The 25624-nt window shown below is 46.7% G+C and carries 27 protein-coding genes and 3 pseudogenes; 15 read left to right on the forward strand and 15 right to left on the reverse strand.

The window, feature by feature from the left end; all coding sequences use genetic code 11:
• Nucleotide 1: 1 nt before the first annotated feature.
• The 4 genes from ynfG to ACJHYD_RS05575 form a co-directional block, all read right to left on the reverse strand.
• Nucleotides 2-619, reverse strand: coding sequence for a DMSO reductase like molybdoenzyme iron-sulfur subunit YnfG (ynfG, locus tag ACJHYD_RS05560; protein ID WP_000213028.1), 618 nt, complete (start codon nucleotides 617-619; stop codon nucleotides 2-4).
• A 10-nt stretch (nucleotides 620-629) separates the two neighbouring features.
• The gene (gene ynfF / locus ACJHYD_RS05565; RefSeq protein ID WP_072198879.1) at nucleotides 630-3053 is read right to left on the reverse strand and encodes a selenate/tellurate reductase subunit YnfF; all 2424 of its coding nucleotides are present in this window, start codon (nucleotides 3051-3053) and stop codon (nucleotides 630-632) included.
• 60 nt (nucleotides 3054-3113) lie between these two features.
• On the reverse strand, nucleotides 3114-5540 hold the full coding sequence (ynfE, locus tag ACJHYD_RS05570; protein WP_001551145.1) for a selenate/tellurate reductase subunit YnfE: 2427 nt from the start codon (nucleotides 5538-5540) through the stop codon (nucleotides 3114-3116).
• 198 nt (nucleotides 5541-5738) lie between these two features.
• Nucleotides 5739-6044 (reverse strand): DUF1161 domain-containing protein, encoded by a 306-nt coding sequence (locus ACJHYD_RS05575; RefSeq protein WP_001295396.1) that lies wholly within the window; start codon nucleotides 6042-6044, stop codon nucleotides 5739-5741.
• Between the two features lie 107 nt (nucleotides 6045-6151).
• Between ACJHYD_RS05575 and ACJHYD_RS05580 the strand changes: the two genes are divergently transcribed.
• On the forward strand, nucleotides 6152-6862 hold the full coding sequence (locus ACJHYD_RS05580; RefSeq protein WP_001445899.1) for a YnfC family lipoprotein: 711 nt from the start codon (nucleotides 6152-6154) through the stop codon (nucleotides 6860-6862).
• Nucleotides 6863-6864: 2 nt separating this feature from the next.
• Here ACJHYD_RS05580 and speG read toward each other — a convergent pair whose 3' ends face one another.
• Both speG and ACJHYD_RS05590 read right to left on the reverse strand, forming a co-directional pair.
• Entirely contained in the window at nucleotides 6865-7425 is a 561-nt protein-coding gene (gene speG / locus ACJHYD_RS05585) for a spermidine N1-acetyltransferase (protein ID WP_001138584.1), read from the reverse strand.
• 34 nt (nucleotides 7426-7459) lie between these two features.
• Complete coding sequence (locus ACJHYD_RS05590; RefSeq protein ID WP_000705205.1) at nucleotides 7460-7801, reverse strand: DUF1283 family protein; 342 nt, start codon at nucleotides 7799-7801, stop codon at nucleotides 7460-7462.
• A 134-nt stretch (nucleotides 7802-7935) separates the two neighbouring features.
• Between ACJHYD_RS05590 and ACJHYD_RS05595 the strand changes: the two genes are divergently transcribed.
• The 3 genes from ACJHYD_RS05595 to ACJHYD_RS05605 all read left to right on the forward strand — a co-directional run bounded on the left by ACJHYD_RS05595 (nucleotide 7936) and on the right by ACJHYD_RS05605 (nucleotide 10713).
• Nucleotides 7936-8262 carry a YnfA family protein gene (locus tag ACJHYD_RS05595; protein WP_001314753.1) on the forward strand — a complete coding sequence of 109 codons (327 nt, stop codon included), beginning with the start codon at nucleotides 7936-7938 and terminating at the stop codon, nucleotides 8260-8262.
• Nucleotides 8263-8467: 205 nt separating this feature from the next.
• Complete coding sequence (gene rspA, locus ACJHYD_RS05600) at nucleotides 8468-9682, forward strand: starvation-sensing protein RspA (RefSeq protein ID WP_001295394.1); 1215 nt, start codon at nucleotides 8468-8470, stop codon at nucleotides 9680-9682.
• 11 nt (nucleotides 9683-9693) lie between these two features.
• The gene (locus ACJHYD_RS05605; RefSeq protein WP_000836035.1) at nucleotides 9694-10713 is read left to right on the forward strand and encodes a Zn-dependent oxidoreductase; all 1020 of its coding nucleotides are present in this window, start codon (nucleotides 9694-9696) and stop codon (nucleotides 10711-10713) included.
• A gap of 187 nt (nucleotides 10714-10900) precedes the next feature.
• On the opposite strand, the gene ACJHYD_RS05610 is transcribed toward ACJHYD_RS05605, so the two are convergent.
• The 8 genes and pseudogenes from ACJHYD_RS05610 to ACJHYD_RS05645 form a co-directional block, all read right to left on the reverse strand.
• Nucleotides 10901-12181, reverse strand: coding sequence for a tyrosine-type recombinase/integrase (locus tag ACJHYD_RS05610; protein ID WP_410228814.1), 1281 nt, complete (start codon nucleotides 12179-12181; stop codon nucleotides 10901-10903).
• 34 nt (nucleotides 12182-12215) lie between these two features.
• A complete protein-coding gene (locus ACJHYD_RS05615) occupies nucleotides 12216-12467 on the reverse strand; it encodes an excisionase family protein (RefSeq protein WP_042059548.1) in 252 nt (83 codons plus the stop codon).
• Between the two features lie 72 nt (nucleotides 12468-12539).
• Nucleotides 12540-15011, reverse strand: coding sequence for an exonuclease (locus ACJHYD_RS05620; protein WP_088145563.1), 2472 nt, complete (start codon nucleotides 15009-15011; stop codon nucleotides 12540-12542).
• A 93-nt stretch (nucleotides 15012-15104) separates the two neighbouring features.
• Entirely contained in the window at nucleotides 15105-15296 is a 192-nt protein-coding gene (locus tag ACJHYD_RS05625; RefSeq protein ID WP_001090200.1) for a DUF1482 family protein, read from the reverse strand.
• A complete protein-coding gene (gene dicB / locus ACJHYD_RS05630) occupies nucleotides 15293-15481 on the reverse strand; it encodes a cell division inhibition protein DicB (RefSeq protein ID WP_000854561.1) in 189 nt (62 codons plus the stop codon). The genes ACJHYD_RS05625 and dicB overlap by 4 nt, the downstream gene beginning before the upstream one ends.
• Nucleotides 15482-16441: 960 nt before the next feature.
• Nucleotides 16442-16543: pseudogene (ydfB, locus tag ACJHYD_RS05635) on the reverse strand (protein YdfB); the annotation flags it as partial.
• A gap of 1 nt (nucleotide 16544) precedes the next feature.
• Nucleotides 16545-16700 carry a DUF1391 family protein gene (locus ACJHYD_RS05640; protein WP_000379589.1) on the reverse strand — a complete coding sequence of 52 codons (156 nt, stop codon included), beginning with the start codon at nucleotides 16698-16700 and terminating at the stop codon, nucleotides 16545-16547.
• A 192-nt stretch (nucleotides 16701-16892) separates the two neighbouring features.
• On the reverse strand, nucleotides 16893-17300 hold the full coding sequence (locus ACJHYD_RS05645; RefSeq protein ID WP_001003381.1) for a helix-turn-helix domain-containing protein: 408 nt from the start codon (nucleotides 17298-17300) through the stop codon (nucleotides 16893-16895).
• A 77-nt stretch (nucleotides 17301-17377) separates the two neighbouring features.
• Here ACJHYD_RS05645 and ACJHYD_RS05650 point away from each other — a divergent pair, with 77 nt between their 5' ends.
• The 10 genes and pseudogenes from ACJHYD_RS05650 (at nucleotide 17378) to ACJHYD_RS05695 (ending at nucleotide 24526) form a co-directional block, all read left to right on the forward strand.
• A complete protein-coding gene (locus ACJHYD_RS05650) occupies nucleotides 17378-17605 on the forward strand; it encodes a Cro/CI family transcriptional regulator (RefSeq protein ID WP_000476993.1) in 228 nt (75 codons plus the stop codon).
• Nucleotides 17589-18110, forward strand: coding sequence for a toxin YdaT family protein (locus tag ACJHYD_RS05655; RefSeq protein ID WP_000705349.1), 522 nt, complete (start codon nucleotides 17589-17591; stop codon nucleotides 18108-18110). Before ACJHYD_RS05650 ends, ACJHYD_RS05655 begins: the two co-directional genes overlap by 17 nt.
• On the forward strand, nucleotides 18091-19056 hold the full coding sequence (locus ACJHYD_RS05660) for a phage O protein family (RefSeq protein WP_042028981.1): 966 nt from the start codon (nucleotides 18091-18093) through the stop codon (nucleotides 19054-19056). The genes ACJHYD_RS05655 and ACJHYD_RS05660 overlap by 20 nt, the downstream gene beginning before the upstream one ends.
• 40 nt (nucleotides 19057-19096) lie before the next feature.
• Nucleotides 19097-19461 (forward strand): annotated as a pseudogene (locus ACJHYD_RS05665) (DUF977 family protein).
• Between the two features lie 291 nt (nucleotides 19462-19752).
• Nucleotides 19753-21390 (forward strand): anti-phage dCTP deaminase, encoded by a 1638-nt coding sequence (locus ACJHYD_RS05670; RefSeq protein WP_021516101.1) that lies wholly within the window; start codon nucleotides 19753-19755, stop codon nucleotides 21388-21390.
• Between the two features lie 721 nt (nucleotides 21391-22111).
• Nucleotides 22112-22267: a type I toxin-antitoxin system toxin HokD gene (gene hokD, locus ACJHYD_RS05675; RefSeq protein WP_000813254.1), complete on the forward strand. Its 156-nt coding sequence runs from the start codon at nucleotides 22112-22114 to the stop codon at nucleotides 22265-22267.
• A 216-nt stretch (nucleotides 22268-22483) separates the two neighbouring features.
• The gene (gene rem, locus ACJHYD_RS05680) at nucleotides 22484-22735 is read left to right on the forward strand and encodes a protein Rem (RefSeq protein WP_000980999.1); all 252 of its coding nucleotides are present in this window, start codon (nucleotides 22484-22486) and stop codon (nucleotides 22733-22735) included.
• 66 nt (nucleotides 22736-22801) lie between these two features.
• Nucleotides 22802-23080 carry a hypothetical protein gene (locus ACJHYD_RS05685; RefSeq protein WP_023147795.1) on the forward strand — a complete coding sequence of 93 codons (279 nt, stop codon included), beginning with the start codon at nucleotides 22802-22804 and terminating at the stop codon, nucleotides 23078-23080.
• Nucleotide 23081: 1 nt separating this feature from the next.
• The gene (locus ACJHYD_RS05690; RefSeq protein ID WP_096229471.1) at nucleotides 23082-24131 is read left to right on the forward strand and encodes a DUF968 domain-containing protein; all 1050 of its coding nucleotides are present in this window, start codon (nucleotides 23082-23084) and stop codon (nucleotides 24129-24131) included.
• Nucleotides 24132-24148: 17 nt separating this feature from the next.
• On the forward strand, nucleotides 24149-24526 hold the full coding sequence (locus tag ACJHYD_RS05695; RefSeq protein WP_109553730.1) for an antiterminator Q family protein: 378 nt from the start codon (nucleotides 24149-24151) through the stop codon (nucleotides 24524-24526).
• A gap of 155 nt (nucleotides 24527-24681) precedes the next feature.
• Here the strand turns inward: ACJHYD_RS05695 and ACJHYD_RS05700 are convergent, their stop codons facing one another.
• Nucleotides 24682-25206: a lipocalin family protein gene (locus tag ACJHYD_RS05700; protein ID WP_001587087.1), complete on the reverse strand. Its 525-nt coding sequence runs from the start codon at nucleotides 25204-25206 to the stop codon at nucleotides 24682-24684.
• Between the two features lie 192 nt (nucleotides 25207-25398).
• Here ACJHYD_RS05700 and ACJHYD_RS05705 point away from each other — a divergent pair.
• Nucleotides 25399-25515 (forward strand): annotated as a pseudogene (locus ACJHYD_RS05705) (DUF523 domain-containing protein); the annotation flags it as partial.
• Nucleotides 25516-25624: the final 109 nt, after the last annotated feature.

Genomic DNA, 25624 nt, shown 5'->3' on the forward strand with positions numbered 1-25624 from the left:
TTTACACTTCCTCCGGATTAGCCAGATAACCAGTGGTATCGCCGGTCGGGCGGCTGTTGGCGTTAGGTTTGATAACGATATTGGGTTTTGTGAAATGCGCGCGCGGCAGTGGCGCGACGGCAGCCAGAGTGCCGTGCTTCTGGCGCAGCTCTTCAATTGGACCGAACTCAAGTGCACGCAGCGGGCAGGATTCGACACATATGGGTTGTTTCCCCTCGGCGACGCGCGAATAACAACCATCGCACTTCGTCATGTGCCCTTTTTCAGCATTGTACTGTGGCGCGCCGTACGGACAAGCCATGTGGCAGTAGCGGCAGCCGATACAAACATCTTCATCAACCACCACAAAGCCATCTTCACGCTTATGCATTGCGCCGCTGGGGCAGACTTTTGTACATGCGGGGTCATCGCAATGGTTACAGGAGATGGAGAGATAATAAGCGAACACGTTCTGGTGCCAGACGCCATTATCTTCCTGCCAGTCGCCGCCAGCATATTCATAAATACGGCGGAAACTGACTTCCGGGCCAAGATCTTTAAAATCTTTGCACGCCAGTTCGCAGGTTTTACAGCCAGTACAGCGGCTGGAATCGATAAAAAATCCATATTGTGTGGTCATGGGCTACTCCTTAAACCTTTTCGATCTGGACAAGATTGCTGTGCGACGGGTTTCCCTTTGCCAGCGGTGAAGGGCGGTGAGAGGTCAGAATATTGATACTGCCGCCGTGATCGACCCGGTCACCAAACATATCCGCTTTAAGCCACGCACCTTGCCCGATGGCGGTAACGCCAGGCAGAATACGCGGAGTCACTTTTGCGGCAATCAGCATTTCTCCATTATTGTTAAATACCCGCACGGTATCGCCATGACGGATACCGCGTGCCTGAGCATCAATGGGGTTGATCCACACCTCTTGTGGGCAGGCCTGCTGTAACACATCAATATTGCCGTAGCTGGAGTGGGTACGCGCTTTGTAGTGGAAGCCCGTTAGCTGCAGTGGATAGGTTTTCCGCAGGGGATCGTCCCAGCCATCAAAACCTGGGGTATACGCAGGAAGGGGATGAATAATTTCATCTTTTTTCAATTCCCAGGTATCCGCAATCGTCGCCAGTCGTTCAGAATAAATTTCGATTTTCCCCGAAGGTGTTTTCAACGGGTTTGCCTGTGGATCTTCACGGAATGCGCGGAAAGCGACGTAGTGTTCTTCCGGGCATTTTTTCTTAAAGATCCCGGTCGTTTTCATCTCCTCGTAGTCGGGCATCTCAGGGTTACGTTCCTTCGTTTTCGCATGGAGATATTTGATCCATTCATGCTGACTGCGACCTTCAGTAAAGGTTTGATAAACGTCCGGTCCTAAGCGTTTGGCGACTTCACTCAGCATCCAGTAGATGGGTTTGCGTTCAAATTTTGCTGAGGTTGCGGGTTGGGCGAGGATCACATAGCCCATATTCCCTGCAGATTCATGAGAGATAAGGTCTTCTTGCTCTGTTGGCATCAGGTCGGGCAACAGGATATCGCAATACTTAGCCGAGGCCGTCATGAAGTGGTCAATGCCAACAATCATCTCGCACTTGCTGTCATCCTGAAGCACCTCATGGGTGTGATTGATGTCGCCATGTTGATTGATCAATGTGTTACTGGCGTAGCACCATAAAAACTTGATGGGGACATCCAGTTTTTCTTTTCCACGAACACCATCACGGGTCGCGGTCATTTCCGTACCGTGGTCGATGGCATCTGTCCATGTAAAGACGGAAATCTGCGTTTTAACAGGATTCTCAAGCATCGGGAACCATTCTACCCCCAGATCCCAGCTACCTTCGCGTACACCTGAGTTGCCGCCGTTTATGCCGACGTTACCGGTGAGAACGGAAAGCATGGCAATAGCGCGGGACGTTTGTTCGCCGTTGGAGTGTCGTTGTGGCCCCCAACCCTGACAAATATAAGCAGGTTTTGCTGAACCGATCTCTCGTGCCAAATGGATAATTTTTTCTGCCGGTATGCTGGTGATTTTTGCTGCCCATTCCGGCGTTTTAGCTATGCCGTCAGGCCCTTCGCCCAGAATATAGGCTTTATAATGCGCGTTACGTGGTGCGTTGGCGGGCAGCGTTTTTTCATCGTAACCAACACAATATTTGTCGAGAAATGGCTGATCGACCATGTTTTCAGTAATCAGTACCCAGGCAATCGCACAGGCCAGTGCTCCATCGGTGCCAGGGCGAATGGGCAGCCATTCATCTTCACGTCCGGCAGCTGTGTCGTTATAACGTGGATCGATGACGATCATGCGTGCATTTGAACGTTCGCGGGCTTGCTCGACGTAGTAAGTGACACCACCGCCGCTCATCCGGGTTTCTGCCGGGTTATTTCCGAACATAACGACCAGTTTCGTATTGGCGATATCATCCGGGCTGTTGCCATCATTGGCACCGAACATATAACTCATTGCGGCACTGATTTGAGCGGTACTGTAGCTGCCATAGCGACTGAGAAAACCACCGCAAGAGTTCATCAGACGGTACGGGACGTTCGAGTTGGTGATGTTTCCGCCATCTACGCCTGTTCCGTACAGGACATGTACAGCCTCATTGCCGTAATCTTTAAGGATCCGCCGAAGATTATCACTGATGGTATCCAGGGCTTCATCCCAACTTATCCGTTCAAATTTACCTTCACCGCGCTTGCCGACGCGCTTCATGGGATATTTCAACCTGTCAGGATGATTCATCCGTCGGCGGATAGAGCGCCCGCGTAAACATGCCCGAACCTGATGATTACCGTAGACGTCGTCACCTGTCGTATCAGACTCCACCCAGTACACGGTGTCATCTTTCACATGCAAACGTAACAGACAGCGGCTCCCGCAGTTAACGGTGCAGGAACTCCAGACCGCTTTCTCTTCTACCGGTGTCTCTGCCGCTCGGACCATTTGGGAAAATGGCAGAGTGAAAGCACTGCTTGCCAGCGCAAGACTGCCAAGTGCGGAGGTTTTCATCAGACTTCTACGGCTGATTTCAGCCTTCATGAGCGCCTCTGTGGTATGGATTTTCATCATTACTCACTTATTGCTTTTCAAACAAAATGTCATGTCAAAATTTATGGTCGTAGTGGGTTATATTTTTTCGATCTCGACCAGATTAGTGTGCTGCGGGTTTCCCTTCGCCAGTGGTGAAGGGCGCAGAGTGGTTAGCGTATTCACACAGCCGCCGTGGTCGATTTTATCGCCAGACATATTGGCCTCGTGCCAGGCTCCCTGACCCATAGCGCTAACTCCAGGAAGAATGCGTGGTGTCACTTTGGCTGGTAGCCGAACTTCGCCACGATGGTTAAACACCCGCACCATATCGCCGTTGGCAATCCCACGTTTCTGTGCATCTATAGGGTTGATCCACACCTCCTGACGGCAGGCTGCCTTCAGGACATCAATATTGCCGTAGGTCGAGTGGGTACGGGATTTGTAATGGAAACCAAACAGTTGCAGTGGGAAGGTTCTACGTTCAGGGGAGTCCCAGCCTTCAAAGGTTGAGGCATAAACTGGCAGTGGGCTTATCACTTCATCTTTTTCCAGTTCCCAGGTACGGGCAATTTCCGCCAGCTTGCTGGAATAAATTTCAATCTTACCGGAAGGCGTTTTAAGTGGATTTGCCTCGGGGTCGTCACGAAATGCTTTGTAGGCGACAAAATGACCATTGGGATCTTTACGCTTATAGATACCCATTTTTTTCAGTTCGTCGTAAGACGGTAACGCCGGATCTTTGGCAAGCATTTTGGCGTACAGATGTTGTAACCATTGTTCCTGCGTGCGACCTTCTGTGAACTTTTGATAGACGTCAGGTCCAAGACGTTTCGCGACCTCACTCAGGATCCAGTAAATCGGTTTGCGTTCGAATTTTTCGCTGGTGACTGGCTGGAGGAAAATGAGATATCCCATGTTACCGGCGTAGTCGTTAGGAATAATATCTTCCTGCTCAACGGTCATCAGGTCTGGCAGCAGAATGTCGGCATATTTTGCCGATGAGGTCATAAAGTTTTCGATGACCACAATCATTTCGCATTTCGATTCGTCCTGCAGAATTTCATGCGTTTTGTTGATGTCAGAATGCTGATTAACCAGGGTATTTCCCGCGTAGTTCCAGATGAACTTAATGGGCACATCCAGTTTATCTTTGCCCCGGACGCCGTCGCGGATTGCCGTCATTTGCGGGCCATGATCGATAGCATCCGTCCAGCTGAAGCAGGAGATTGACGTTTTGACCGGATTATCCAGCACCGGTAGGCGTTCTATGGTAATGGTATAGGTCGATTCACGCGCGCCACTATTCCCGCCGCTGATGCCGACATTGCCCGTCAAAATAGGCAACATAGCAATAGCGCGTGCGGTCAGCTCACCGTTTGCCTGGCGTTGCGGCCCCCAGCCCTGGCAGATATAAGCGGGTTTTGCTGTGCCAATTTCACGCGCCAGCTTGATGATACGGTCCACCGGGATACCGGTAATTTGCGAAGCCCACTGCGGCGTTTTCGCTGTTTTGTCGTCTCCTTCACCAAGAATATAGGCTTTATAGTGACCATTTTTTGGTGCATCTGCGGGTAAGGTTTTTTCGTCATAGCCGACGCAGTATTTATCGAGAAAAGGTTGATCAACGAGATTTTCGTTAATCAATACCCAGGCAATACCCGCAACCAGCGCGGCATCGGTGCCCGGGCGAATAGGTAGCCATTCGTCTTCACGACCAGCAGCCGTATCGGTATATCGCGGATCGATAACAATCATTTTTGCGTTCGATTTCTCGCGCGCTTTTTCAAGAAGATAAGTGATGCCACCGCCGCTCATGCGGGTTTCTGCCGGGTTGTTACCAAACATCACGACCAGCTTGCTGTTTTCAATATCCGTGGTGCTGTTGCCATCATTACTGCCGTAGGTGTAGGGCATGGCACAGGAAATTTGCGCGGTGCTGTAGGAGCCATACTGGTTGAGTGAACCGCCGTAGCAGTTCATCAGGCGTTTGACCGCCGAGGCTGATGGTGAAGAGCGGGTCATATTGCCGCCAACAATCCCCGAAGAGTACTGAATATATACAGCCTCATTGCCATATTGTTCGACGGTTTTTTTCAGGCTACTGGCGATAGTATCCAGGGCTTCATCCCAGCTAATCCGTTCGAATTTGCCTTCGCCGCGTTTGCCCACGCGTTTCATTGGGTAATTCAAGCGATCGGGATGATTAATACGCCGACGGATGGAGCGACCGCGCAAACAGGCACGTACTTGATGATTGCCATACTCGTCGTTGCCGGTGTTGTCAGTTTCCACCCAGGTCACTTCATTATCTTTAACATGCAGACGAAGTGCACAGCGGCTACCACAGTTGACGGAACAGGCACCCCAGACCACTTTCTCGCTGGCCTGTTGTACCGCTGCCGCTGCACTGCGCAGGGTGAACGGTAAAGAAAAACCGCCTGCAGCCAGCGCCAGAGAACCTATCGCGGTAGATTTAACGAGTGTTCTGCGGCTGATGCCTACCATTTGTTCATTTTTGGACATAACTCACTCCCTGTTCTTTATCGTTATATAAAAGTTTATATATTGAATATTTAGCGCGCTAACAATAGAGGGAGTCTACCTATTTTGGGTTAAGAATTATTAATCCATATCAATAGAAGGGTATGAGTAATAAGGTGGGATTATGTTGTATGTTCAAATCGCCGGATGTGTCGTATCCGGCGTGCAGTCGATAATGTATTACTGCGGTTCGGCAGGCGCGCCATCCTGGGTAGACTGCGCGGGAGCAGAGACGTTACCGCTGGTGGTGCGGGTGTAGAGAATTTTATGCGTATCATTAGCGCAATGCCCGACGACCTGGGAATCAGGCTGATCAACCTGGTCATTGGGTACAATACTTAACGTGAAGCTGCTTTCGGGAACGCCATTATTGATAATGCGCTGTGATATATCGCTCTGTATGCGCTCACAGGATCCCGGCGCGGCGAGTACCGCGGGTGAGGCGAGGGCGAGCAGAAGCGCGGCACAGCAGGTTGAGAGTTTCATCATAAGCTCCTTACGCGAAGATAACTTCTTTAAGCATAGCATTTAACGTGTAAAGTACTGTATTTGCTACTATGATTGAGAATCATCTCTACTCTCTGGTGACTGTTGTGAAATACAAATTACTGCCATGCTTACTCGCGATATTCCTCACAGGATGTGACCGCACAGAGGTAACACTTTCATTTACCCCTGAGATGGCCAGTTTCTCTAATGAATTCGATTTTGATCCGCTGCGTGGTCCGGTAAAAGATTTCACTCAGACATTAATGGATGAGCAAGGTGAAGTGACGAAACGTGTTTCGGGGACTTTGTCGGAAGAAGGCTGTTTTGATTCACTCGAATTACTGGATCTGGAAAATAATACCGTGGTTGCCCTGGTACTGGACGCCAATTATTACCGTGATGCCCAGACACTGGAGAAAAGAGTTCGTTTGCAGGGAAAATGCCAGCTAGCAGAATTACCTTCTGCAGGGGTGAGTTGGGAAACCGATGATAATGGCTTTGTGATTAAAGCCAGCAGCAAACAGATGCAGATGGAATATCGCTATGATGATCAGGGTTATCCGCTGGGTAAAACCACGAAAAGTAACGACAAAACATTATCTGTCAGCGCTACGCCATCAACGGATCCGATCAAAAAATTAGATTACACAGCGGTTACTTTACTGAATAATCAACGAGTTGGTAATGTAAAACAGAGCTGTGAATATGACAGTCACGCCAATCCGGTGGACTGTCAGCTAATCATTGTTGATGAAGGAGTAAAACCCGCCGTCGAACGGGTTTACACCATCAAAAATACTATCGATTATTATTAATGCTATTGTGCGGTCGGCTTCAGGAGAGTCTGACCCGGTGTTTTGTGCTCTGCCAGATACTGATGCTGGAATATGCACATGCGAATGGCATTCCGATATTGACCATTAATAAAGAACTCATGCATCAATTCACCTTCAACCGTAAAGCCAAGCTTGCGGTAAATGTGAATCGCTTTTTCATTCTCTTTATCGACGATCAGATACAGCTTATAGAGATTGAGAACGGTGAAGCCATAGTCCATTGCTAATTTTGCAGCACGGGTTGCCAGACCTTTCCCCTGATATTCCGGGGAGATAATTATCTGAAATTCTGCGCGGCGATGAACATGGTTAATTTCCACCAGCTCCACCAGACCGGCTTTTTCGCCGTCACATTCCACCACAAAGCGCCGTTCGCTCTGATCGTGAATATGCTTATCGTACAGATCAGAGAGTTCAACAAAGGCTTCGTAGGGTTCCTCAAACCAGTAACGCATCACACTGGCGTTATTGTCGAGTTGATGTACATAGCGTAAATCTTCACGCTCCAGCGGGCGTAGCTTAACACTGTGGGCGCTTGGCATAACGTGTCCTTACATTCCTTAAATCAATAACAGGTTAGGGGGTAATAACGCGGCCAGTTCGACGGTCCAGGCAGCGCAAAGTATTTGGCTCCCAGTAGGCATTGATGTTGGCGCTTTGCTCACATTTATCGCGGTTATCAAAAGCGGCGTCGGCTTTATCCCACTCTTTTTCAGTGCGTTTATTCACTTTCTGACGCAGATTGCGCGTGTCATTCCATTGCTCTTTTTCCATAGCGGCGTGCTGGCGGCTTTGTGCACTGTCGCCAGACTCAATCACCAGTTTGTTAGTTTCGGCATGAACAGTTGTGCTCAATGCCATTGCGCAAGGCAGCAGAAAAGCGAGCAGGCCAATTCGTTTGCTGAGAGTAATTTTCATAATTCATTCCCTGTATGAATGATTAAAGGTGATTCTACACCATCCACTGCGAACGCAAAACGTACCAGGAGGATGTTTATATTGATGATATTATGTCGTCCTATAACTATACATGATGTCAATAAGTGACAAAGATGATTAAAACAACGTTACTATTTTTTGCTACTGCGCTGTGTGAAATTATTGGATGCTTTCTGCCCTGGTTGTGGTTAAAACGAAACGCCAGTATCTGGCTGTTGCTTCCGGCGGGGATTTCTCTGGCACTGTTTGTCTGGTTGTTAACGTTGCATCCTGCGGCGAGTGGGCGTGTTTACGCGGCTTATGGTGGCGTTTATGTCTGCACGGCGTTGATTTGGCTGCGTGTTGTGGATGGCGTGAAACTGAGTCTTTATGACTGGACGGGGGCGTTGATTGCGCTTTGCGGCATGTTGATCATTGTTGCGGGCTGGGGGCGCGCGTAAGGACATAAATCCATTTTATCAATAAGATACAAGGAAGTGTCAGCTGACAAAAGATATTCTATTTCATCTTTTGTCAACCATTCACGGCGCAAATATACGCCTTTTTTTGTGATCACTCCGGCTTTTTTTGATCTTTATACTTGTATGGTAGTAGCTCAGTTGCGTAGATTTCATGCATCACGACAAGCGATGCAAGGAATCGAACATGAAGATCGTAAAGGCTGAAGTTTTTGTTACCTGTCCGGGGCGTAATTTCGTCACATTAAAAATCACCACTGAGGACGGTATTACGGGCCTTGGGGATGCCACCCTCAATGGACGTGAGCTTTCCGTGGCCTCTTATTTGCAGGATCACCTTTGTCCGCAGCTTATTGGTCGCGATGCGCACCGTATCGAAGATATCTGGCAGTTTTTCTATAAAGGTGCTTACTGGCGTCGCGGTCCGGTTACGATGTCGGCCATTTCAGCGGTTGATATGGCGCTGTGGGATATTAAAGCCAAAGCTGCCAACATGCCGCTTTACCAGTTACTCGGCGGCGCGTCTCGTGAAGGGGTGATGGTTTATTGCCATACCACCGGTCACAGTATTGATGAAGCTCTGGATGATTATGCTCGTCATCAGGAGCTGGGATTCAAAGCCATCCGCGTGCAGTGCGGAATCCCTGGTATGAAAACCACCTACGGCATGTCGAAAGGTAAAGGTCTGGCTTATGAACCCGCAACCAAAGGACAGTGGCCGGAAGAGCAGCTGTGGTCGACGGAGAAATACCTCGATTTCATGCCGAAATTGTTTGACGCGGTACGTAACAAGTTTGGTTTTAATGAACATTTGCTGCATGACATGCACCATCGCTTAACGCCTATTGAAGCGGCGCGCTTTGGTAAAAGCATTGAAGATTATCGCATGTTCTGGATGGAAGACCCGACGCCTGCGGAAAACCAGGAATGCTTCCGTCTCATTCGCCAACATACCGTCACACCCATCGCGGTGGGTGAAGTCTTCAACAGCATCTGGGACTGCAAGCAACTGATTGAAGAGCAACTTATCGATTATATCCGCACCACGCTGACCCATGCAGGCGGAATTACCGGTATGCGCCGGATTGCCGATTTTGCTTCGTTGTATCAGGTACGTACTGGCTCACACGGTCCTTCCGATTTGTCACCAGTCTGCATGGCTGCGGCGCTGCACTTTGATCTGTGGGTCCCCAATTTCGGTGTCCAGGAGTACATGGGTTATTCCGAACAAATGCTTGAAGTCTTCCCGCACAACTGGACTTTCGATAACGGCTATATGCATCCGGGAGACAAACCGGGTCTTGGCATCGAATTCGATGAAAAGCTGGCGGCGAAATATCCCTATGAACCTGCTTATCTGCCAGTCGCACGTCTGGAAGATGGCACGCTGTGGAACTGGTAAGGAGTAAGATAATGAAAAGCATTTTAATTGAAAAACCGAATCAACTGGCAATTATCGAACGCGAAATACCCACCCCGTCAGCGGGTGAAGTACGAGTAAAAGTGAAACTTGCCGGAATTTGTGGTTCAGATAGCCATATTTATCGTGGGCATAATCCTTTTGCGAAATATCCGCGCGTCATTGGTCATGAATTCTTTGGCGTCATTGATGCAGTGGGTGAAGGCGTGGAAAGCGCCAGAGTCGGTGAACGCGTTGCTGTCGATCCGGTGGTCAGCTGTGGGCATTGCTATCCGTGCTCTATAGGTAAGCCGAACGTTTGTACGACACTGGCTGTATTAGGTGTGCACGCTGACGGTGGTTTCAGTGAATATGCCGTGGTTCCGGCAAAAAATGCGTGGAAAATTCCTGAAGCAGTGGCCGATCAATATGCGGTGATGATCGAACCTTTTACCATTGCGGCGAACGTAACCGGTCATGGTCAACCGACTGAAAATGATACCGTTCTGGTTTACGGTGCCGGTCCAATCGGCCTGACGATCGTTCAGGTATTAAAAGGCGTCTATAACGTTAAAAATGTGATTGTTGCCGATCGCATTGATGAACGACTGGAAAAAGCGAAAGAGAGCGGGGCTGACTGGGCGATTAATAACAGCCAGACACCGCTTGGCGAGATTTTCGCTGAAAAAGGCATAAAGCCGACATTAATTATCGATGCGGCTTGTCATCCTTCTATCCTGAAAGAGGCCGTAACGCTGGCTTCTCCAGCGGCACGTATTGTATTGATGGGCTTCTCCAGTGAACCGTCTGAAGTGATTCAGCAAGGAATTACCGGAAAAGAACTCTCTATTTTCTCTTCACGCTTAAATGCAAATAAATTCCCGGTCGTTATCGACTGGTTAAGTAAAGGGTTAATTAAACCAGAAAAATTAATTACCCATATGTTTGATTTCCAGCATGTTGCTGATGCCATCAGTTTATTTGAACAGGATCAAAAACATTGCTGCAAAGTCTTACTCACTTTTTCTGAATAATACCAATAACGGCGAGTAAGTAGTACGCATCTTACCTCTTTTTTAGAGATAACCATTATGACAATAGAAAAACACGAAAGAAGCACTAAGGATTTGGTGAAAGCAGCAGTATCGGGATGGCTGGGCACTGCGCTTGAATTTATGGATTTCAAGAGTCATACGTGTCAACTATTTGATAAATATTAAATTAATTTTTCATTGCTTCGTTATGGGGCATGGTTGGGGCAAACTCGCTTAACTGTGTATTTAACAAAGCTACCTGTGCATTATTGTTTTCAGACATCCATTTTCCGTTTACCTGAAATACCATTTGCGCATCTGCATGGCCCATCTGGTTTGCTATAAATGCCGGGTTAGCACCAGCTGTCAGCGACCAGCAGGCATAAGTATGTCTCGACTGATATGATTTTCGATGGCGGAGTCCGGCACGTTTTATCGCTGCGTCCCACATCTGCCTTATTGAGTCAACGGTAAAATGGTCACCATAATTTTTTACTCTCGCTGACACTTCAGGTTGAAAAACAAAGGTGCATTTATGTTTTTCTGTTCTGCCATACTCTCTGAGGTGAACATCAATGATATGCTCTTTGCTCAGTCTCGTTAATGTCATCTGACTCCGGAGAGCGTCGATTGCTGGCTTAATAAGATGAATGACCCGATTGGTTCCCGCCTGTGTTTTTGGTACCGTGAAACGGTCTTTTGCTAAATTTCTCCTGATCATCATTGTTCCATTTTTCAGATCTATGTCCTCCCATCCAAGTGCACACAGCTCACCAGGGCGAACGCCAGTATAAACAGAAACACACCATAAATTTTTGGCTTGCTGATTTCTGCACGCATCGATAAGACGGATGAATTCCTCCCGCGAAAGAGGATCCGGAATGGTTCTTGATTCCTTTAATGGCGAGATCCCCTTAAACGGGTTATCTGCCAGGTAACCGTTATCAACACCAAACTGGAACACGGCGTTAAGATTTGTCATGTAATTATTTACAGTTACAGCCGATCTCCCTGGTTGTGTAACAATATAGTTACTTTTGGGGATCTGGTATCCAGTCAGTAGCTCTTTACGAACCTCCAGTAATTTTTCTTTATTAATCGATGAGGCAAGATTTTTTTCACCGATTATGCTCAGGATATTTTTGATGACGGCACGGTATGTGTTGAGTGATGTTTTTGCGACTTCAGTTTCTTTCAGTGCCAGAAATTTTTCAGCCAGTTCTTTTATGGTTAAATCTTGTCGGGCCTCACCAAATTTTTCCAGATTGCGTGAGGAGGGAAACTGTTTTGCATAGTCGAAAACACCAGTTTTTATTGCGTAACAAACAGAGGCGCGTAGCTCACCTGCAACGCGCCTGTTTTTTGCTGTGTCAGGAACCCCCAGGTTTTCCCTGACTCTTACGCCTTTATAAACAAACCAGATACGTAATTTCCCTCCATGGTTTTCCACGCCTGTCGGATATTTCATTTCAACTTCTCTCATTAGTTAGTGTGGCTTTTAGTCAAGTAAGATGACGTCTTGGTCTTGCTGATGCCTGGCGCTCAATCCAGCGATCAATTTCTTCCAGGTTGTAAAAGCATGGACTGTTATCCCATGGCATACCGTCATGAGCGACATGCTTATATTCCCTTCCTTCCATAAACGATTTTTCCCGAGCCTTTTTTAACGTACCTTTTTTTATTCCTTTCAGCGCAATTAACTGCTCTTCGGATACCCATTTGCCGGGAGAGACAATCATGATTACTTCGTTCATCGATTTCTTTATCTCTTACATCAGACGAGCGCCGGTTGCAGAATACCAGTCACAACCGGCGACAGTTGAACATTAAGAATCAGCCTGACTCGGGATCAGTTTTTGCCAGATAGCTGAAACGTATTTTGCCTGGTAACGGGCGTCATCAAGTGCATTATGGCGCTCACCTTCGAATGGAATAGCCGTTCTGGCATCGAAGTCTATGGCTTTCCCCAGTTCAACGATTGTGCGTACATCGCGATCGTTGTAGTAACGCCACGGGCAGGGGATCCCCTGCCGTTCGTATGAACGGCGCAAAATCGTGTTGTCGAAGTTGGCTCCATTTCCCCAGACATGAACAAAAAATTCACCGGAGTTTTCGTCGATAAATTCCCGCAATTGTAACAGTGCATCATCTAACGGGATTTCATCGGTCATAATGGCAGATTGCGCTTCGCGTGATTGTTTAAGCCACCATTTAATGGTGTCCCGATCAATGACTCCGCCAGCAGTTTCCAGATCGATAGTCTTACTAAATTCCGGTCCCATATCTCCGGTTTGCGGATCGAAAAATATTGCACCTATTGAGATGATCGGGGCATCAGGATTTTTTCCCATGGTTTCAAGGTCGATCATTAGATGGTCACACGTCCTGCTGGTGGATGTGATTTCGTGATGACCGTTCACCTTAATTGGGTGATCTGCCGTCTCGCCAGTTTCATTATCGCTATTGTGATGCTGATTGCCGCCAGTGTTCTCCTTGTGTGGATGTTCAGCGCCTTCCATTTCCTCCGGATCATCTTCCTGAACTTCAACCTGATACTCTTCATCGAATGTTTCTTGGTATGTTGCGTCGCCCATCACCGCGCCACAATCAGGGCAGTTGCCGCCGCCGGTTTGACCGCAGGCGGTGCAGACCTTTTCCACTTCCTGTTGCGCCACTGGTTCAGGCTGTTTCGTTTCTGGCTCGTTTTGTAACGCATTTGGACTGTTTTGTTCCGCTTTTTGGTAGTTCCGTTCCGATTCATGCTGGTTCTGGTTCACAGAATCGCGGGTCTGGATCCCCTTAACCCATTTCGGATCATTCGGGTCACTAATCCCTTCAACAAATTCACCACGTGATGCAGCAAGCAACTTATCGGCGTCAGGCTGGCTGATATTGGCTGCCTGCATAATTTTGTTTACTTCGTCAGCGGTAACTTTTATCGGCTCTGGTTGTTCTGAATCTTCAGCGGTATCTACATTTTGCGGTAAGCCCGTGTATGTGCCATTTTTTCGGGCAAAATATTCTTCTTTTGTGATTTCAGTGGCGCCAGCAGCCAGTGCCTTATCCAGACCAGAAAGTTTGTTTGCGCGACCGTATTTTTCGCCATCCTTGTCGGTAAAGAGGAAGTAGAACGGCCCCTCACGCTCTACAGATGGTTCGACTTCCACTTTGCATTCAGTTTTTTCGTTGCCCGGAATTGCCGTTTCCACTGCATCAGTTTCTGGTACTGGCGACGAGAGAGTATCAGTTGCGCTCTGATTTGTTCCTTCATCTTCAAACACGCCCTTTGTAGTCAGGTATTTAGTAATGTATTTGTTCAGTGCCACAGGGTCTTTGTGAATGTCGATCGGACGTTCACGGACAAGGCCAAAAATAGTCTGGCGGTCGTAGCGAAGGGCATCAGGCTGTTTGCGCATTGATGCCGAGATACGCTTCCAGTCTTCGCGGTCGTTGTCGATAACTTCATTTTTTGCCCAGCGATGGATGCTGCCGTCAATGTTTCCGGCATCCACATCACCAGGCCAGAGAGCGTAGGCCAGTTCGTCATCCAGTGTTTTCCATGTCTGCTTGTATTCGCGATGAGTGGCAGCAATGACCGGGTTGATTTTTCCTGTTGAATTTTCAGTGTGCTGTTGATTGGCTCTGGCGCGGGCGAGATCAACAACAGACGTGTATTTTCCGGTTTCCTTGCGTTCATTTTCGCGACGTTTTTTCCAGATACGCATCTCTGCCTGAATTTCGGGCCATTTAGCTCCAGGATTACATTTATGTTTAACCCACCCGATGGCATGCAGCTTAAGCTCCGGATACATGGCGTTAACTTCTGGCATTTTCATCAACGCTTCAACGATATGTCCGTCGAATGTTGCCATGTCTTCCTGCAACAATTCCTGCGCGCTAATCACCATATCAACGGTGATGTTTTCACATGTGTCGAACTTAACCATGACAGCGTTCTGTACTTCAGGGGCCAGCTTGTCAAAAGTGACGTTCATCGGATCTGATTCAGTCTCAACCGGGACAAAGGAAGCAGACTCCTCATCCCAGCGGTTTTCCTGCATATATTCAGCATCCCAGGAATCGAGGGCAGGGCGGGGTATACCGGGTTTATCCTCGCAAACAAGAAATTTATAAGCGCAGTCCTGAGCAACCGGATAATGTTCCAGGAATTGCCAGTGAAATTTTGCGCGGGCGCGACGTTCATCACCGGCTTCAATGGCAGTGGCTACAGCGATTGCACCTTCTTCCTTTATTGCCTGTTCGTCCGGAATGGCGGCGCAAATAAAGACTTTACTCATTTTGTTTTAACCTCATGACAGATTTAAGGGTGAACAAATCCCTGCCATTGCTGGCATATAAGAATGAAATCGGATGTTTATTACGGAACTGTTTTAAAGACCTGCCGGGATTTCGTTATTATCCTGGTGAATAACTTTATCGACAGGGTAACAGTTACCGGGAATTTTCTGTTCGGTTGCTGCAGTCACACACTCCTGCATTGTCCTGTGAACACTGACTGCAATATCAACTGGTTCTCCGGAAACAAGAAAAACTGTCAGAACAAGTGCAAATGCTGTATTCATTGCCAGCATCCTTTTTGTATCGGACGTAAACGGGCCAGCATTGAAAGAATGCATACTTTATTTAATAGCTCCCGTTCTTGTTTTCTCTTGTTAATGGCATCTTCAGTAAATACTGGGTTACTGATAGTGACACCAATTTCAAAACAACCTTCAGACGTATTAACGTTTGGTAATAACGTTTTCATTATCGCGTCCTCAACAATGAATTTTGTGATGCAGTGCCTGGTGCCTCCAGGTGACGTTAACCAGTTAACAATTAACGTCGGATACAGAGAATCCACCCATAACACTGTTTTTGGTTTTAACTGTTCCGCGTGCGCTCAGCCGCATTCACCGCATCACAAAATTCACTTTAAAAACGGCGGCAGAGCAGTCACGGAGTAAAACTGATACCGCTAAACGTCACCAGAAAATTGATAACAGAGGGCGTTGCAGCGGGGTTGTCACTTAAGCGTATGGTCAACCTGACAACCCGGTGTCCTCAACGGGGAAGGAATAACCCCGCCATACTTACCGCCGCGCCATTTCGCGGGTTGCCACAACCGGAAGCGCACGGTCGAATTAAATTTAACGACACCGTACAGTGAGACGAACTTCGCCGTGCGCTTTCGTGTTGTGTGCCTGCTTTTAACCACGTCAGGCGAGGTGGTATCCTTAAAATCACCACAGTTTTAAGGATTCATTAAGCAATGTCGCAACCACCAATAAATCCGCTTAAGAACATGAAAATTGATTACTGGTATAAAGCGCTTACAGTTGTTGGCGCTGCGTTGTTTGTCTTTAATGGAACGTCTTTTTTTGACAGATATCCCGTTGTTCCATTGGGTTTTTTGTCCTCCGGCATCTTTTTTATTGGTTTGGGGGAGTGGATTAATCACCCTCTCAAGGTGAGATTTATTGGTCCTGGAGTTTGGACTCGTGGATATAATCGTTCTTCGTGCGCACTCGGTATCATCTTCGACATACTTGGTTGTTTCCTGATTGTTACAGGAGTCGTCAAGTTCTTCTGATGTAAAACCGCAAATGGGGCACGTAACGGGAATTTTGAAAAGCGTTTCTCCGGGTTCCAGAACAAAATTTTCTGCGGTCTGATTTTGCTTCTCATATTTGTGCTCCGCGTCATTGTGAGAGCACATTCTTATTCTGAGTGCCTGTTTAAACTCACTGAAGCTGAGAGCTTCTTCGCCTTCGGCAAGGCCTTCGAAGTATTCTTCGTAAGCCTTTTCCATGATTGTGTCGAAATCCATATCACTCACCTGAGTTTCTTTCCAGCCAGCGACGGGCACCATTTTCGGTTTTAAACGTTTTGCTTTTGGTATACGTCATCGCGGTGAACGTGCCGTCCTGGTTGGGGAACACGCCACATACCAGAGATTCGCTGTTGCCAAGATCGATAGTATCCATGCTGACCTCATTTCCCCTTAACGCCGGGGTAGCGGAACTGTTTGCTGAGAACACCGTGCGGTGTCTTGATGGAGGTAATTTAGTTTTCTCATTATTTTTCGTCAAGGTTTTTTGATGAGAAAACTCAAGTATTGGCGCAAGATAAAGCCAATACATTGAAATGTAAGGCTTTAAAATTTTGTGAAGGGATGATTATTGATGCTTGTTGCGTTTGCGAGCCTCTAATAGCTCGGTGAACAGGCGATTAAAATTCTCAACGCGGGCGCGGAGTTCGCTGAGTTGTGCTTGTTGCTCTGATTTAGGAAGTGCGCGATACAAACGCAGCATCTCTAACTCATCTTCCGATAAGTCTAAGGCACTATCGAGTGAAACAGGGGGAGCTGGTGTTTTGTCCTCGTCGCCAAACAGTATCCAGGTTGGTGAACATTGCAATACCTCGGCAAGGCGATGCAAATTTTGCCCGCGCGGGGCTGTATGGTCACTTTCCCATAATGAAATTGATGAGCCAGATACGCCAGCAGCTTTGCTTAAACCGTTTTGACTTAAGCCTACCTGCTTACGTCTTTCTCTAATGCGTTGACCTAAAGTTTTCTCGTTCATATTTAGATATCTTAATAACCCTTGACTTGAGATTCCTTGAGTGATTAGCATTGAGAAAACTCAATATTGGAGGTGCGATGTTTAAATCAGACGTAATTAATTTTTACGGTACGAAAGCCAAAGTAGCGAAAGCTGCTGGCGTTGATCCATCTGCTGTTTCTCAATGGCAAGAGCTGGTTCCTGAAGGTCGCGCGATGCGTCTACAGGAGGCATCTGGCGGCGAGCTTCTGTATGATCCCAAGGTTTATGACGAATATCGTAAGACGAAGCGGGCGGGGCGGTTGAACAATGAAAATCACTCCTGAACAGGCTCGTGAGGCTCTGGATGCCTGGATATGTCGACCAGGAATGACACAGGAGCAGGCGACGATATTAATCACTGAAGCATTCTGGGCTTTGAAAGAGCGCCCGAACATCGATGTTCAGCGTGTCACAGATGAAGGTGGCGCGGTTGATCAGCGAGCGCTTGGCGTTAATCGAGTGAAGATATTCGAACGCTGGAAGGCTATCGACACTAGGGATAAGCGTGAAAAGTTCACGGCGCTAGTGCCTGCAATTATGGAGGCTATCCGGATTAATGATTTCAGGTTGTATCGTGAAATTAGTGACGGAAAAAGCATCACGTACATGATCGCCGGGTTAAACAAAGAATATGGCGATGTGGTGGAGTCCGGACTGCTTTTTGCTGATCCTGCCGTAGTGGATCGTGAAACTGACGAACTTATAGAAAAAGCAATTGCTTTCAAACTTGCGTATCGACAGCAATACCAACAAAAAGCTGGATGGAATTATGAGCCTTCTTTTTGCTGAACGCCCACTGGTTATAAACACACAGCTTGCGATGAAGATTGGCTTAAATGAAGCCATTGTGTTGCAGCAGTTGCATTACTGGTTGAGAGATACCAATTCCGGCATGGAATGTGATGGTGTTCGCTGGATTTACAACACAACGGAACAATGGCTGGAACAGTTCCCATTCTGGTCAGAGTCAACGTTAAAGCGCGCGTTTGCAAGTCTGAAAACGCTGGGGCTTTTGCGTTGTGAAAAGCTCAATAAATCAAAGCGCGATATGACCAATTTCTACACGATCAACTATGGGAGCGAGCTTTTAGATGATGGCAAATTGAGCGAATCCATCGGTTCAAAATGCGCCGCTCCATCAGGTCAAAATGACACTATGGAAGAGGTCAAAATGAAACGCTCCATTGGTTCAAAACGACCCAATGTCATCGGGTCAAAATGGCCTGATGATCTTACAGAGAATACAACAGAGATTACTACAGAGAATAAAAACACTTTTCGTCCGGAAGCTTCGCAACCGGACCCGCAGACGACTGAACAGGATTTTTTAACCCGGAACTCCGACGCGGTTGTGTTTAGTGCGAAAAAACGCCAGTGGGGTAGCAGGGAGGATTTGGCGTGTGCCCAATGGATTTGGGGGCGGATCGTGAACCTTTACGAACAGGCTGCCAGCGACGATGGAGAGATCATGCGACCAAAAGAGCCTAACTGGACAGCCTGGGCCAATGACGTGCGCACAATGCGGATGCTGGATGGCAGAAGCCACAGACAAATTTGCGAAATGTTTGGTCGGGTACAGCGAGATCCATTCTGGGTAAAAAACATCATGAGCCCGTCAAAACTCCGCGAAAAATGGGACGAACTGGTCATCCGCCTGGGACGTTCACCTGTACAGCGTTGTGTGAATTATATTTCTGAACCGGATACAGAAATTCCGCCTGGTTTCAGAGGATAAGTGTTGATTTCAGGTCATGAGGTAATTTTAAGGAGGACTTGTGGCAAAAGTTTTTACACAGGAAGAGCGGGAAAAAATTAAAGAGCAGGTGGTCGAACTTGTGCGCCAGAGCGGTCGCGAGACGTTACTAAAACAGGTGCGACAGGATATCTGATGAGCATTCTTGCCAGAGAGCTGGTTGCCAGTTGTTATGTATACAACTCCGGCTACGCGTTATTCCCGTCTCAACAGGCACCAAAGGACTGGCAAAATGCCCGCAAAAAACTCTCTAGGGCGAAGGTGAAGAAACCCGCTGTGGTTGATCCGGACCTTATCTGGTCATTACCTGACGGAGAAATACGTCGCTACGACAGTCACCTAAACATAATCTGTCGCGAGTACCGGAGGAGTGAAGTTATTCAGTGAATATTGGCATTTTATCAGTGAATTACACGGTATTTATAGACATTTTTAGATTAAATAGCATTTGTTCATATGTGAATTGACATTTTTATGGTACAGGGAAGAACTAGTGTGGTGCCTGCTTTGTGCCAGAAGCGAACGTTGCTAACAGCGTAGTGTGTTTATCTATAGGGCGCAGGTCAAACCATCTAGTCAAAAGGATTACTAACTCAAGTTTCATGTGCAATATTACTTTGCAACATTTATCTTAATTAGCTATAAAGAGGGAAAAATACTATTAATTAGGATAAGGGCATGCAAGGCACAGCCTTAGATAAAAGTCAAGAGTTTCAACTTGTTGGGAATGATGATGTTGCCGAGCTGTCAACAATTAATGCAACTCAAGAAATAAAAGACAGTGTTACTCCAGAGATTATAATCGCACTTTGTGGGCCAATTGGTTCACCGCTACATGAGACTGCTGAGCAGATATCATTCTCGCTTAAAAAATATGGCTATAAAACATACGACATACGCTTGAGTGATCTAATCCGGATTAATTCAAAATATACATCAATTAATATTGATGAAAGCACTAATCTAAAGAAATTCAAGTCACTTATAACTGTGGGTGATAAACTTCGTGAAATTTATGGTAGTGATATTCTTGCAAAATTAGCTATTGCTAAAATTAGCGCCGAGCGTAAAAAAAACTTTGGTGAATTTGATGATATTGTTAATGAATCCAGCAAAGGGGAAGCGAGTAAGATTAAAAATCAAAAAATTTGTCATATTATTGACTCAGTTAAAAACTCTTCTGAGCTTGAGTTGTTGAAATCAATCTATGGAAAAATGATTTTCTCTATAGGTGTATTTTCCCCTTTAGAGGCAAGGCGTGAAAATCTTTCAAAAATTAATAGACTAAGCGTTGAAGATATTGCTGAACTAATCAATACCGATTCTGGTGAAGAGTTCGATCATGGGCAATCAGTTAGAGACACTTTCCCGAAGTGTGATTACTTTTTGCGGGTTGACAGTGGGTTGGCAGAGCCAGGAAATGCCGATGCTAAAGGCCAAATTCTATCTAAACTGGAACGTTTCTTTAAGCTAATTTTTAGGAGTTCAGTTATATCACCGACTGAAGAGGAAAATGCAATGTATGCAGCCACCTCAGCGGCTCGTAATTCTGCATGTCTATCAAGACAAGTTGGTGCTGCAGTAACATCTTCATCTGGAGAACTTCTTTCTACCGGTTGGAATGATGTGCCTCGTAATGGTGGTGGTCTCTATGGTAAACAATCTATCCGCTTAAAAGTTATTGATCCTGATCATCGTTGTTATACATTACAAAATAGAAATTGCTCGAATGATGCGGAAAAGAGAATATTGGCTGAAGTTGTCATTGATAGCCTTGTACAGGAAAAAATAATCCCTGTAAAAAAAAGAGAAGCGGCGATTCAAACTATTATAAAAAACTCACGATTAAAAGATTTAATAGAGTTTTCAAGAGCGGTTCATGCAGAAATGCACGCGATTCTTGGCGCATCTCGTGTGGCAGGAGAAAGAATTTTAGGCGGAAAAATATTTGTAACAACCTATCCATGTCATTCCTGCGCAAGGCATATTATCGCTTCTGGTATCTCTGAAGTATATTTTATTGAGCCGTATAGAAAAAGCTTAGCTCTTAAACTTCATTCGGATGCGATGACCGAATCAGTAATCGAGACGGATGAAAAAGTGAAATTGATACAATTTGATGGAGTAGCTCCAACTAGGTTTCTTGAGCTTTTTGAATCTGGATCTCGAAAATCTAAAGCTGGGGTGCTAGAGTTAGCGACAGAGGGTGCGGCTATGCCTGTGGATAGCGTTAGTCTCAAAGCGATTCCTAAATTAGAACAGGTAGTTATTGCTGAAGTTGATAGTAATAAACTTAACTTGTTGAGGCTTGAGTGATTTATATGAAAAAAAACGACAGAAACCAGTTGGAACTACCTATATTAACAGAAGTTAGTATAGGAACAATCCACTCGAACACGAGAAGTGTCCAACACACTGCTCAACCGTCTACATGTGAGAGTGAGTATGTCGAACTTGCAGGTTCTGAAGATATTGAGATTTATCAATCGATTAGCAACGCTTACTTCAGGGCATTATCTACTCAGAAACGTTAGTCAATTGCCATGATTTAGGCCCCGTTTTGGATAAGGTTACGAGATGGGGCGATTAGCGTCTCAATTGTTGGTGGCGATAGGTTGTAATGTCCCATTTCCACAGAAAAAATCAGAGAAACTATACCCAATAGTTGTATTGAATCACTGACGAGACAGCCTCATATTCATCAGGACTGGTGTACGTCCAATACAGGAGGTTGTGGTGCTGGTTCTCAAATGTGCGCTGGCTATTACGGCTGTAATGGCGATTTATTGTCTTGCTATTGTTCTTATGGATCGCCTTTCTGACTGATTTCACATTGGCGAGGTAACGGTAGTTAAGTAGAATGGCTGCGGGTGCTTGAGGCTATCTGCCTCGGGCATGAACACCAACGGCAGATAGAGAAAAGCCCCAGTTAACATTACGCGTCCTGCAAGACGCTTAACATTAATCTGAGGCCAATTTCATGCTAGACATATGTAGGTTAGCCTCTTACGTGCCGAAAGGCAAGGAGAAGCAGGCTATGAAGCAGCAAAAGGCGATGTTAATCGCCCTGATCGTCATCTGTTTAACCGTCATAGTGACGGCACTGGTAACGAGGAAAGACCTCTGCGAGGTACGAATCCGAACCGGCCAGACGGAGGTCGCTGTCTTCACAGCTTACGAACCTGAGGAGTAAGAGACCCGGCGAGGGAGAAATCCCTCGCCACCTCTGATGTGGCAGGCATCCTCAACGCACCCGCACTTAACCCGCTTCGGCGGGTTTTTGTTTTTATTTTCAACGCGTTTGAAGTTCTGGACGGTGCCGGAATAGAATCAAAAATACTTAAGTAGCGCGCAGGGATAAGAGGGATGGTCCCTTAAAGGGGAGAGCTAATTATCCGGAAGGATTCTGATGATGAACATCGAAGAACTGCGTAAAATTTTTTGTGAAGATGGCCTCTATGCTGTGTGCGTTGAAAATGGAAATCTTGTTAGTCATTACCGCATTATGTGTTTGCGAAAGAATGGGGCTGCGTTAATTAATTTTGTGGATGGTCGAGTGACAGACGGATTTATCTTGCGCGAAGGTGAGTTTGTCACTTCATTACAGGCACTGAAAGAGATCGGAATAAAAGCAGGCTTTTCAGCTTTTGCAGAAGAATAAACTCATCTACAATCTTGCGCGGGGCTGAACTCCCGCTGAGTAACACCGTGCCACCGGAGAAAACCGATGGCACGCAACGTAAAATATTACAATTCTGATAATTCGCCCGTTCTTGCCTGCACGCACGAGCGGTATTCTCACGCATTCAAGTCTGAATGGTTCCAGCACCCTCCATGCACTGAAGAGCAGGCTGAATGGATAATTCAGTGTTACCGCAGGCGCGGATACGAGGTTAAGAAAGCCCTTAGTCTCGACTACCGTCACTGGATAATCTCAGTCAGATTGCCTTACTCCGAACGCCCACCGCGTCCGTCCCGTACATTCCAGCAACGCATCTGGAGGTAACGTGCGGGTATTACTTCGACCTGTTCTGGTACCGGAACTCGGGCTGGTGGTCGTTAAGCCGGGCCGTGAATCCATGCCGGTATTCCACAATACCCGGGTACTGGTGGAGCCGGAACCGAAAAGCATGCGTAATCTGCCGTCCGGGGTCGTTCCTGCCGTTCGCCAGCCGCTGGTGGAAGACAAAACATTGCTGCCGTTTTTCAGTAACGCACGGGTAATTCGTGCTGCTGGTGGTGCTGGTGCATTGTCTGACTGGCTGTTGCGCCATATTAAATCCTGCCAGTGGCCACACGGCGATTATCATCACAGCGAAACCGTTATTCACCGATATGGTACCGGCGCAATGGTGTTGTGCTGGCACTGCGACAACCAACTGCGTGACCAGACATCCGAATCACTCGAGCAACTTGCTCATCAAAACCTGGCAGCATGGATGATTGACGTCATCGGTCACGCAATAAGCGGTACGAAGGAGCGTGAATTATCTCTGGCTGAATTATCCTGGTGGGCGGTCCGCAATCAGCTGGCGGACGCGCTACCGGAAGCGGTATTACGTCGCTCGCTGGGATTACCAGCGGAAAAAATCTGCTCGGTGTACCGCGAAAGCGACATCGTACCGGGAGAGCAGACCGCCACCAGCATATTGAAACAGCGCACAAAAAATCTTGCACCGTTGCCTCACGCCCACCAGCAACAAAACCCATCACAGGAAAAGACGGTGGTAAGCATCACCGTTGATCCAGAGTCTCCGGAATCTTTCATGAAGCTGCCTAAACGTCACCGTTGGGTTAAGGAGAAATACACACGCTGGGTTAAGACACAGCCGTGTGCTTGCTGCGGGATGCCAGCCGACGATCCGCATCATCTGATTGGTCACGGGCAGGGCGGAATGGGAACCAAAGCACATGATCTCTTTGTGTTGCCTTTGTGCAGAAAGCATCACGACGAGTTGCATACGGATACCGTGGCATTTGAAGAGAAGTATGGCTCCCAACTGGAGCTGATTTTTCGATTTATCGATCGCGCGCTGGCAATTGGTGTGCTGGCCTAATTTTGTGGAGTAAGTTGATGCGTGATATTCAGATGGTTCTTGAGCGTTGGGGGGCATGGGCGGTTAATAATCATGAAGATGTGACCTGGTCGTCCATTGCCGCTGGTTTTAAGGGATTAATTCCTTCAAAAGTAAGATCTCGTCCGCAATGCTGTGACGATGACGCGATGATCATTTGTGAATGTATGGCTCGCCTGAGAAAAAACAACAGCGATTTACATGGTTTATTGGTGGACTATTATGTCGGCGGCATGACTTTTATGGCGCTTGCACGTAAGCATGGGCGATCTGATTGTTGGGTTGGCAGGATGCTCCAGAAAGCTGAGGGCGTAGTGGAGGGCATGCTGATGGTATTGGATCTCCGATTGGAGATGGATGCTGATTGTTCGAAATAATTAAAGGAAAAGTTGCTGTCTGATTGTCATTAGTCTAACATTTTAAATGTTGGAATCGCAACGTAGTTATTATCATATAACAGCTTGTTTCCTGATTTAGCCAGCCTCCCCAAAGGCTGGTTTTTTTCTAATAAGTATCATTTCGGGTAGGGATTTTATTGTTTAACCCATAATAATTCATTGACATTGAATCCCAACTTTTGAGCGGTTCGCACATAGTCTGCTTTTACTTTATCTGGAATAGTTGGGGTCCTTGCCAGAATCCATAGGTATTCTCTGTTCGAACCACTAACAAGAGCATACTTATACTCATCATCCAGTTTGATTACATTATAGCCACCATAGAAGGGGCCAAAAAACGAAACCTTCAACGCTGCAGTTTTAGTATCTCCAGTAAAGTATGCTTTACCTTCGCTCTCGCTCCATTTATTTTTCGTTGGATCGTATCCACGGTTAAGTACACGAATCCCTCCGTCGTTCCGTTTTCCATAAGTAGCGCTGACCTGTTCCAGACCACGTTCGAACCGGTTCTCGAGGCGAGCTATTTCATACCATTTTCCGAGGTAGCGGTTGGCGTCAAAATTTGTAATCGGCTGCACACCTTTAGGTGGTGTCGGGGCCTTACATGCTATAAGAGTGAAAGAGAGTGCAATGCCAGTCAACACAGGCCATAACTTCATAATCAATCCTGTACTTTTGATAGTTGAGAGTAAGTATGAAAGATAGATGATTACGACCGATCACTTAAAGAACTTTCATACTATATTAGGAATAGTCCATAACAGAAAAATTGTCAGTGATGACGTCAGAAAGGCAATTTATTCCGTGCACTACACAGTTTATGTGTTAATGAATTAGTCAAGGGGGAGGATATGATAAAAAAACCTGTGATTGGAATCAGCGGTTGTTTGGCCGGTTCTGCTGTTCGTTTTGATGGTGGTCACAAAAGAGCTGACTTTTTAATGGACAAATTAGTGGAATGGGTAACTAGACTGGCCCCATGAATCTCCAGACAACCAATATCACTTAAATAAGTGATAGTCTTAATACTAGTTTTTAGACTAGTCATTGGAGAGCAGATGATTGATGTCTTAGGAC

This window comes from Escherichia sp. WS1368, from assembly GCF_046487485.1.
Taxonomy (GTDB): Bacteria; Pseudomonadota; Gammaproteobacteria; order Enterobacterales; family Enterobacteriaceae; genus Escherichia; species Escherichia coli.

Excerpts from the sequence above, each read along its gene's own strand:
- ynfG (WP_000213028.1), bottom strand. The coding sequence starts at position 619 with ATGACCACACAATATGGATTTTTTATCGATTCCAGCCGCTGTACTGGC.
- ynfF (WP_072198879.1), bottom strand. The coding sequence starts at position 3,053 with ATGAAAATCCATACCACAGAGGCGCTCATGAAGGCTGAAATCAGCCGT.
- ynfE (WP_001551145.1), bottom strand. The coding sequence starts at position 5,540 with ATGTCCAAAAATGAACAAATGGTAGGCATCAGCCGCAGAACACTCGTT.
- ACJHYD_RS05575 (WP_001295396.1), bottom strand. The coding sequence starts at position 6,044 with ATGAAACTCTCAACCTGCTGTGCCGCGCTTCTGCTCGCCCTCGCCTCA.
- speG (WP_001138584.1), bottom strand. The coding sequence starts at position 7,425 with ATGCCAAGCGCCCACAGTGTTAAGCTACGCCCGCTGGAGCGTGAAGAT.
- ACJHYD_RS05590 (WP_000705205.1), bottom strand. The coding sequence starts at position 7,801 with ATGAAAATTACTCTCAGCAAACGAATTGGCCTGCTCGCTTTTCTGCTG.
- ACJHYD_RS05595 (WP_001314753.1), top strand. The coding sequence starts at position 7,936 with ATGATTAAAACAACGTTACTATTTTTTGCTACTGCGCTGTGTGAAATT.
- rspA (WP_001295394.1), top strand. The coding sequence starts at position 8,468 with ATGAAGATCGTAAAGGCTGAAGTTTTTGTTACCTGTCCGGGGCGTAAT.
- ACJHYD_RS05605 (WP_000836035.1), top strand. The coding sequence starts at position 9,694 with ATGAAAAGCATTTTAATTGAAAAACCGAATCAACTGGCAATTATCGAA.
- ACJHYD_RS05610 (WP_410228814.1), bottom strand. The coding sequence starts at position 12,181 with ATGAAATATCCGACAGGCGTGGAAAACCATGGAGGGAAATTACGTATC.
- ACJHYD_RS05615 (WP_042059548.1), bottom strand. The coding sequence starts at position 12,467 with ATGAACGAAGTAATCATGATTGTCTCTCCCGGCAAATGGGTATCCGAA.
- ACJHYD_RS05620 (WP_088145563.1), bottom strand. The coding sequence starts at position 15,011 with ATGAGTAAAGTCTTTATTTGCGCCGCCATTCCGGACGAACAGGCAATA.
- ACJHYD_RS05625 (WP_001090200.1), bottom strand. The coding sequence starts at position 15,296 with ATGAATACAGCATTTGCACTTGTTCTGACAGTTTTTCTTGTTTCCGGA.
- dicB (WP_000854561.1), bottom strand. The coding sequence starts at position 15,481 with ATGAAAACGTTATTACCAAACGTTAATACGTCTGAAGGTTGTTTTGAA.
- ACJHYD_RS05640 (WP_000379589.1), bottom strand. The coding sequence starts at position 16,700 with ATGGATACTATCGATCTTGGCAACAGCGAATCTCTGGTATGTGGCGTG.
- ACJHYD_RS05645 (WP_001003381.1), bottom strand. The coding sequence starts at position 17,300 with ATGAACGAGAAAACTTTAGGTCAACGCATTAGAGAAAGACGTAAGCAG.
- ACJHYD_RS05650 (WP_000476993.1), top strand. The coding sequence starts at position 17,378 with ATGTTTAAATCAGACGTAATTAATTTTTACGGTACGAAAGCCAAAGTA.
- ACJHYD_RS05655 (WP_000705349.1), top strand. The coding sequence starts at position 17,589 with ATGAAAATCACTCCTGAACAGGCTCGTGAGGCTCTGGATGCCTGGATA.
- ACJHYD_RS05660 (WP_042028981.1), top strand. The coding sequence starts at position 18,091 with ATGAGCCTTCTTTTTGCTGAACGCCCACTGGTTATAAACACACAGCTT.
- ACJHYD_RS05670 (WP_021516101.1), top strand. The coding sequence starts at position 19,753 with ATGCAAGGCACAGCCTTAGATAAAAGTCAAGAGTTTCAACTTGTTGGG.
- hokD (WP_000813254.1), top strand. The coding sequence starts at position 22,112 with ATGAAGCAGCAAAAGGCGATGTTAATCGCCCTGATCGTCATCTGTTTA.
- rem (WP_000980999.1), top strand. The coding sequence starts at position 22,484 with ATGATGAACATCGAAGAACTGCGTAAAATTTTTTGTGAAGATGGCCTC.
- ACJHYD_RS05685 (WP_023147795.1), top strand. The coding sequence starts at position 22,802 with ATGGCACGCAACGTAAAATATTACAATTCTGATAATTCGCCCGTTCTT.
- ACJHYD_RS05695 (WP_109553730.1), top strand. The coding sequence starts at position 24,149 with ATGCGTGATATTCAGATGGTTCTTGAGCGTTGGGGGGCATGGGCGGTT.
- ACJHYD_RS05700 (WP_001587087.1), bottom strand. The coding sequence starts at position 25,206 with ATGAAGTTATGGCCTGTGTTGACTGGCATTGCACTCTCTTTCACTCTT.